Below are 4,110 nucleotides of genomic sequence, written 5' to 3'. Positions count from 1 at the left end.
CGACCGCAACCTCATCGATGAACTGGGCACCTGCCGTTACCTGGAATCGGCGACCAACATTCTGTTGATCGGCCCCGGCGTTATCGCGGGGTCGAGCGCAGGATGGTGGCGTTTGCCCTGTTCACGACGTTGTTGCGATCGATGCAACGTTAGGTGTGGGATGGATGCCGCGGCGGGCCAGTTCGCGTCGTAGGTCGAGGTTCTCGCCGTGTGCGCGCTCGAGGGCGTCGCGGAGCGCTTGCAGCTGCCGGCGGTGCTGTTTCTTGAGTTCGGCAATCTGGCGGGTCAGCGTGATGACGAGGGTGTTGTCGGTGTCGGCGGGCTGTTCGGCGGTGGCCTTGGGGCGGGCTCCGCGCAGATGCTCGATACGTTTGCGAAGTTCGGGGTGGTTGTAGAGGAAGGCGTGGGAGACGCCTGCTTCGCGTTGAACGGCCTGGAAGTTGATCGGTTCGCCGCGTTTGACCAGTCGGCGGATGGCTTGTTCGGCGTCTCGGGTTTTGTTCTGAGACTTGGCTTTTGCTGCCTCGGTGAGGGCGGTGATTCGGCGTTCTCGGGAGTCAGTCATTGCATGCTCCTGCGGTGGCGGGTGAGATCGAGAGTCAGCGGGACGGGTCCAGTGCTGGGCCGATGACACTCGGTTGGCGCACCGTGGGCTGCGGAGATGGGTGCGTGATCGAGCGCGGCCAGGAGCTGGTTGAGGGCATGGTGTTCAGCGCGGCGCCGGATGAGCCATACGTTGTCCTCGGGCATGGGACGGCCGTGTCGCTGCTCGAATTCCGTTGTGGCCCGGTCGATCAGGTCGGCGGTTTCACGGAGTTGACGTTGCAGCACGTCTCGGTGGGTGTGGTCGGTGACGAAGACCGAGCAGGTCAGGCAGGCGTTGCCTTTGTCGCAGGACTGCAGCGGTGGCAGCATGCACCACCCGTTGGGCAGGAACCGGTCTGCGCGGCGGAACAGGTGCAGACTGTCGTGGTCGTCGCTGGAGAGTTGGATGCGGGTGCCGTCGGATCGGAGCTTGGCGGTGGCCAGGAAGGCCTGCTCGGCGTGTTCGTCGCGGGCAGCGATGTAGTGCATCGTCATCGTGGGAGTGGCGTGCCCGGCATAGCGCTGCAGTACGTGGACCGGTAGCCCGAGTTCAGCCAGTCGGGTCAGCCGGGTGTGACGGAAGCGGTGGGTATGGCTCAACCGGACGACCTGACCTTTGGCGTCGGTGATTTGAACGAGGTCACTGAGGGTGCGTAGCACCCAGTTGTAGGTTCCTGCTGGATAGGGCTTGTCGCCGCGGCGGTTGCCCAGGCGCCGTGCGAACAGGAAGCGCCTGCTGCCGTCAGGGTGCTGGGCTTGTAGCCAACGGTGTTGTTCAGCAATGACTTCGGTGACCTCGTGATCAACGAGGATGGTGTCAGGCGCGACGTCGATCTTGCTTTGTGCGTAGCGGAACCTGGTCAGCGTCTGGTGGTCTTCGTCGCCAGTTCCGGTGGTTCTCGGGGCGGCGGAGAGGCAGTCGAAGTCGCAGGTGCGGATCTCGCTGGCCCGGCGGCCGGTGAGGATCTGCAGCAGGATCATCCGCATTGCTTGCGGGTCGTCGAGCCCGTTGGCGGTGATGGTTGTGCCATCGCCGCGGGTGATGGTCATCTGCTCGGTGCGGAGCAATCCGATCAACGGCAGCGCCGCAGTGATCTGAGCGAGCGCGTGATCGTCGATGTAGTTCGCGTCGTTGAATCCGCGCTGGTGCGGTATCCGGGTGACCCGGCCGAACCAGCTGGAGGCATGTGCTGCGGTGACTCGGTGCCAGGGTTCGGCGCCGAGAACGGTGCGAGCTTCGCTGGGGTTGGCGGCGACGAAGTCCAGTAAGCCGGCTACGGCTCGCAGGTCGTCGTTGATGCCCCGGATCGGCACCGGTTTTCCGAGGTGGCGGGTGTCGGATTCACGGGTGACGCGGTTGGCGGCCACGGCGGTCCACCGCGCGAACGCAGCTGCCTGCTCAACCGCTGTCGTAGGGTCACCCAGGATGTCGGTCGGGTCGCCGAAGCTGGTGATCAGCCAGTTATCGAAGCGGCGGAAATTGCGCATCCGTTCTTGGCTGACCGTGGTCCAACGCAGCACCCCGGATTCGAGTGCGGTCCCCAGATGCCACTTCACCGCGGCCCGCAGCCAGGGCAGCTGGATGTGTCCCGGTGGGCAGCCGTAGTTAGCGACCGGTTCGCGGTCGGTGAGGGGAATCCGCGGATCGCAGCGCGGGTGCCAGAAGTCCAGTTCCCACCACGGGCCGTCGTGACAGGCGGCGATCAAGGCGTGTCGTGCAAACCCAAACAGGCCGTGAACCCGGGCGCGGCCTTTCGGTGACGGCAGTCGCTTGCCCCTGCTGGCATAGAACCAGCTCTGCAACGCCGCGGCGGCGTTGTAATCCATCTCCCTGATCGACGGGGCGAAAGCACGGCCCTCGGCGACGGCCCGCCGAATGATGTTGGCCAACTGCGCCATCGCCAGCACTGAGACACGGGTGCCATCACAGGCCTGCCAGTGCGCCATCCACGCCAGCTCCGCGGCAAAGGGGTCGGGTAATCCGCTCAGATCAAGGTGGGGCCAGTCATTCTCGGTAAGCGATGCCCAGTTCTCGATGCCAGGACCCAGCACCGGGCCGCGCCACTGCGCCGGCAGCCCGTCCCAGAGCCGCCAGATCGGATCGACGTGTTCGGCTCCTCGAAGGTGAAGGTGCCCATGCTCGTCGATCATTCGGCCACCCGCCAGCTGCGGGCATAGGAAGCCCAGTTGGCCGCCGCTCGCAGGGCTTCGTCGTCACGAACCCACCCGTAAAGGTCAAGGGTGGTCTGCACGTGGGCATGCCCGAGGCGCCGCGACACCACCCATTCCGGTGTCCCCGCGAGCAACAATGCGGTGGCATGAGTGTGGCGGAACCAGTGCGGCGTCCACCCGGGCGGCCCGATGCAGCGCCGACGCAGCGTGGCCACTTTCTCCCGTACCGTCGTCTCACGCAAAGCGGCCATCAACGGCGGGCGCGCCACATTCACTAGCAGCGGACACGTGTCTGTTAGACCGATACCGGATTCGGCTGCCCGGCAGGCGATATCGGTGAGATAGTCGGCGAACAGCCGCTCAAGGTCAGCACCGACATAGACCCGCCGCGGTCGCATCATCTTCACCCGCGCCCCATTGGGGTTATCTGAACGCGGCACGATCTCCACGTATGCGGTGCTGCCGCGGCCGAGCACGAACTCGCCGATCCGCAGGCCCAGCGCCTCCCCGAGGCGCATCCCAGTCTCGGCCAGCAGCGCGAACACGAACCGGTCTCGCAGGTTTCCTTGCCACGATCCGGACTCGGGATCGAAGACCGCGCAGCCATCCAGGATCGCCTGGATCTGTTCGGGCAGCAGCAAGGGAGGTCTGTCCCGGTGTCGGTCGCGCCGCACTCGCACCAGCGACGACGACGTCGGGGCCGAACGCGCATCCAGATGCGCCAGCAAGCCACGGGCCGGTCGGTGCCGCGGAGTCCCACGAAGTAGCCGTCCCGCCACCGGCACCCCGGACACTGCTTGATGCCAACGGTAGAACGAAATCAACGCTGCTAGACGAACTTCCAGTGTCGCAGCGGTCGGCGCCTGGTCCGAATCGGCCAGGCGATGTTCAACCGTGCGGCCATTGCGCTGCCAGGACAAGAACGCCGTGAAAGCTGGAACACCGACATCGCGCCAGCCGTCGGCTTGCCCCCGCTGCTCCAGGAAGCTCCACCACTGCGCCAACGAGGTCGCATAGCCACGCACCGTGTTCGGCGACCACAGATGCCGATGAGCTTCTATCCACTCCTCGACGGGACCGACCGTTGCGTAGTCCTCACCGAGGACGGTCCAAGTCCGCTGCACTCCCGCAGGAGCCACCGCCACCGGATACGCCATCGTTGCCGTTCCTTCACGTTGAAGAACTCCCACCGATAAACCGGCAACAACGATGACCTAACAAGCATTAACCCCCTTGTCGCATACATAGATTCGAGCGTGTTTCTACCCGTTGATAACGCCGGGCACCGGCAAGACACACCTTTCGGTCGGATTGGCAAGGGCCGCAGCACATGCCGGGTATCGGACCTACTTC

General features: G+C 65.0%; 3 protein-coding genes and 1 pseudogene. 1 reads left to right on the top strand and 3 read right to left on the bottom strand.

The annotated features are described in order from the left end of the window. Positions 1–121: 121 nt before the first annotated feature. From ABDV69_RS20400 to ABDV69_RS20390, 3 genes are read right to left on the bottom strand one after another with little or no spacing between them, the layout of a single operon-like run. Positions 122–565 (bottom strand): DUF6262 family protein, encoded by a 444-nt coding sequence (locus ABDV69_RS20400; protein WP_343577584.1) that lies wholly within the window; start codon positions 563–565, stop codon positions 122–124. After that, complete coding sequence (locus ABDV69_RS20395; RefSeq protein ID WP_343577582.1) at positions 562–2,736, bottom strand: tyrosine-type recombinase/integrase; 2,175 nt, start codon at positions 2,734–2,736, stop codon at positions 562–564. Before ABDV69_RS20395 ends, ABDV69_RS20400 begins: the two co-directional genes overlap by 4 nt. After that, positions 2,733–3,914: a tyrosine-type recombinase/integrase gene (locus tag ABDV69_RS20390; RefSeq protein WP_343577581.1), complete on the bottom strand. Its 1,182-nt coding sequence runs from the start codon at positions 3,912–3,914 to the stop codon at positions 2,733–2,735. The genes ABDV69_RS20395 and ABDV69_RS20390 overlap by 4 nt, the downstream gene beginning before the upstream one ends. Before the next feature lie 121 nt (positions 3,915–4,035). Here ABDV69_RS20390 and ABDV69_RS20385 point away from each other — a divergent pair. Continuing rightward, positions 4,036–4,110, top strand: a pseudogene (locus tag ABDV69_RS20385) (AAA family ATPase); the annotation flags it as partial.

Origin of the sequence: Mycobacterium sp. (genome assembly GCF_039583785.1) — a bacterium.
In the GTDB taxonomy this organism is placed as follows: Bacteria; Actinomycetota; Actinomycetes; order Mycobacteriales; family Mycobacteriaceae; genus Mycobacterium.
The sequence above is the reverse complement of the archived record's forward strand: the minus strand, read 5'-3'. Positions and strand labels throughout refer to the sequence as shown.